General features: G+C 44.0%; 1 protein-coding gene and 1 pseudogene. Both read right to left on the reverse strand.

Going from position 1 to position 3,748, the window contains the following annotated elements; all coding sequences use genetic code 11:
- Positions 1-323, reverse strand: a pseudogene (locus tag ACFINM_RS09470) (filamentous hemagglutinin); the annotation flags it as partial.
- Between the two features lie 68 nt (positions 324-391).
- The coding region (locus tag ACFINM_RS09475; RefSeq protein ID WP_375641251.1) for a hemagglutinin repeat-containing protein at positions 392-3,748 on the reverse strand (3,357 nt) is incomplete at its 5' end.

Consider the following 3,748-nt stretch of genomic DNA (forward strand, 5'->3'; position numbering starts at 1 on the left):
TCTTCCTCTGGCTTTAAAAAGTGATACAGAGTGATATATTTTCCATCACTGCCTTTTATAGGTTTTCCATTTTCATCGGTTAAATAGAGGACATTGCCATTTTCATCATGCGCAACCTCACCCACTGGATGGTCAACATAAAATGCCATTTTACGAACCCCATCCCATATATCAAACCATTCATCTACCCATTTATTTCTCATACCTAAACGATTACGCAATATATCCTCAAGCGGTGCGACATCTAGCTGTCCTACTGCTTGGTGGGCTGTAGCGGTGTTGCAGTTGAGTGCATCAATGATTTGTCCAGCATCTTGCCCCATTGCCCTCTGTCCAGTTGTATCAGTAAGGATGATAGTCCCATCGCTGATAGCAGATTTGGTTTCCCCTTCTACTCCATCATGCGCTTTTTAGAGGCTACATCATTGTGCTTTTTAGGGGCTACATCATGGCGCTTTTTAGGGGCTTCAGCATTACGCTTTTTAGGAGCTTCAGCATTACGCTTTTTAGGGGCTTCAGCATTACGCTTTTTAGAGGCTTCAGCATTACGCTTTTTAGGGGCTACATCATGGCGCTTTTTAGGGGCTTCAGCATTACGCTTTTTAGGAGCTTCAGCATTACGCTTTTTAGGGGCTTCAGCATTACGCTTTTTAGAGGCTACATCATTGTGCTTTTTAGGGGCTACATCATTGCGCTTTTTAGGGGCTACATCATGGCGCTTTTTAGGGGCTTCAGCATTACGCTTTTTAGGAGCTTCAGCATTACGCTTTTTAGGGGCTTCAGCATTACGCTTTTTAGAGGCTACATCATTGTGCTTTTTAGGGGCTACATCATTGCGCTTTTTAGGGGCTTCAGCATTACGCTTTTTAGAGGCTTCAGCATTACGCTTTTTAGGGGCTACATCATTGCGCTTTTTAGAGGCTTCTTCACTATATTTTTTATAGGCTTTATCGCTGTATTTAAATCCTTCTTCCAGCAATTGTGTTGCCATTTCACGGTCTTCACCAGCTGTTTGTTCCAGCTTAGTGACATCTATTTGTGATACACCCTTATGAGCTTCAGCGGTATTACGGTTAAGGGAAGCTATGGTTTGATCAACGCCTTGCCCTGTCAATGCCTTCTGCCCTGCTTCATCAGTAATGACGATGGTGCCATCGCTAATGGCAGATTTGGTATATCCTTCCCTTGAATCCTGTTGTTCTGCATGATCTAAAACATTTTTGGCAATGTTTTTAGCGATGTCGTATTCGCCCATTGCACCACCCGCTGCAATGCTAATCCCATCACTGCTGGCTTTGGCACTCGCACTGTTGGTAATATCACTGGTGCTGATGCTTCCTGTGGTCAGGCTGTTTTTTTCTGCCAAGGCTGTGCTTTCAATAATACCTCCAGTCAGCGTTGTTTTATCTTTAACGGTGATCTCAAAGCCGTCATCACGGGCTTTAATGCCTGATTGTTCCACAACACTGTGATAATCGCTGGAGGATTGATCATTTTGGAAAGAGACGTTTATTGATGCACCATCAGGCTTTCCATTGCCTTTAACCCCAACAGAAACAGAGTTTTTTTTGCTGGAACTTTGTCCCGTATCACTGCGGCTGACAACGGTAAAATCACCTCCTACTTCCATTTTTACACGCTCTCCAGAAACCACTGCTCCTGCCAATGTGGTGTTTCCCCCACTGTTGGTGTGAACCGCGCCCGTGCCTATAATATGGGCGTTCTTTTGTTGAACCGCCTCACTGGAGCCTTCTCCTTGACTAAAGGAGGCATTGCCTGTTCCCTCTGCGCCACCGGTACCATAACTGGCTCCGATATTCATTGAAGCGCTTTGGTTATGGTTTTGTGTGCTTTGCGTGTTTTGCGCACTTTCAAAGGTAATGTGCTGTCCTGCATCCAAGTTGATATTCCCGCTCTGCGGATCATTGCCCAGCGCATAAACAGGATTGGTACCGGCAATAACGTCGGCTCCAACACCATGGATGCTGCCTTTGTGGGCTTTCATATTGACAGAACGCCCAGCTTCTATGCTATTGGTTACAGCAGTAGATGTCTGAGAAGACTTCTCTTCCTTTTCAGTCTTAAAGCCTACGGTAACACTGGTAGAAATATCCACCATTTTGAGAAGGGAATCTTTTGTTGATCCGCTCTTTATCCCATTATAGAGATCTTTGCCTTTGTTATAGAGATCTTTGCCTTTTAGACCAAGAATGATGCCATTGCCGATTTTGTGTTTTGTATCCCCATGACCAAAACGTTTTCCTGCATCCTTTATATCTTGTATGGTACTAAGAATGCCAACATTGACAGAACCTGTAACACCAGCAAAGAAATTTTCATGTTTTTTTTGTGTCTTAGAGATATCTTGGCTTTCCGAAAGCGTGATATTATTACCGGCATCAACACTCACATCACGACCTGCTGAAACATCGGCTGCTTGCAAGGTCACATCATTGTTCGCACTGATCCGCACATCTTGGCGTGCCGTGATGTGTGATTGTGTGGAAGTGGTTTCCCATTGATCGCTGGTGTCTTTCGTGCTCTCAACCCCAACTCCTACAGAAACACTGCTGCTGCTGTTTCCAAACTGAAAACCAAAACCTGAACGCTTTTCTTCAGAATTTGACTTATGGCTATTATGACCCACAAGCACATTGACATCACGAGCTGCCGAAAGGTTAATATTCTCACCTGCAAGATCAGAGCCAACAATTGTCACATCTTTTTTCTTAGCAGTGATGTTGATAGTGCCATTCGCATTGAGAGAAGAGCCTTGATGTTCAAAACTTTCTTCATTTTCTGTCTTTGTCTCACTCCCATATATCGATAAAAAGTCCTTGCCTGAACCCGCGCCCAAACCAGATGCATGTTCTTCTGAGTAGCTGCTATGGTGATCTGTCATACCATCAATCGTCACACTTTCTCCACTCACATTGATATTTTGACCGGAAAGCAGATGAGAAGCAGAAATCTTGGCTTCTCCTTGTGCGTCTAACACGATGTTGCCCGTCGCCCCAAGGATAGAGGAGACCGTTGTGGTATGCGATTGAGAACTATCGGACGATTCCTCATGCAAAAAGCTACTTGAAGACGATTGGTATTGCTGGTCGTAGTGTTCTTGAGCGCCTTTTATAAGAATATTCCCACCAGAATGAATAGAAATATCCGCTTTTGCTTGATCTGGTGTTTCCTCTTTTTTTCCAGCAAGAAGCATCGACCCAATGATTTTTGTATCGTTGCCAGATTCAAAGGCTATCCCTTCACCGCCTGTTATACTTGAGCTCACGACTTGGGTAGCCTCAACATTATTATGGACTCTCTCACTAAATATTCCATCCTCTTTGTGATCAGACATCTCATAATTTAAGCTATCTTCTGCATTGTTGATTAAAATATCGTTACTGGCTTTCAGCCCCACCTTGCCCTTGGCATCTATATCGGAAGCAGAGACATGGATATCGTGCCCCGATATGATATCCATATTCTTTCCAGAACTTAGATGAGAGCCATTGTGCAAGGCAACATGGGAGGTTTCACTCCCATTCTGATTGTCCATACTGTTGCGTGTGGCATCAATCGAAATATTCCTCTCAGCTTGCAAGAGAAGTTTATCCTTTGTTTGAACATCAGAGCCTAAAATATTCAAATCTTTTCCAGAGGCAAGTGTCGTCGAGCCTCCAGAGTTGACTTCTGATTTATGATGCATGGTGGCATCACCCTGTTCATCATGGTAATGGGTTTCTGCTGA

This window comes from Bartonella sp. AA168HLJHH, from assembly GCF_042197365.1.
Classification (GTDB): domain Bacteria; phylum Pseudomonadota; class Alphaproteobacteria; order Rhizobiales; family Rhizobiaceae; genus Bartonella.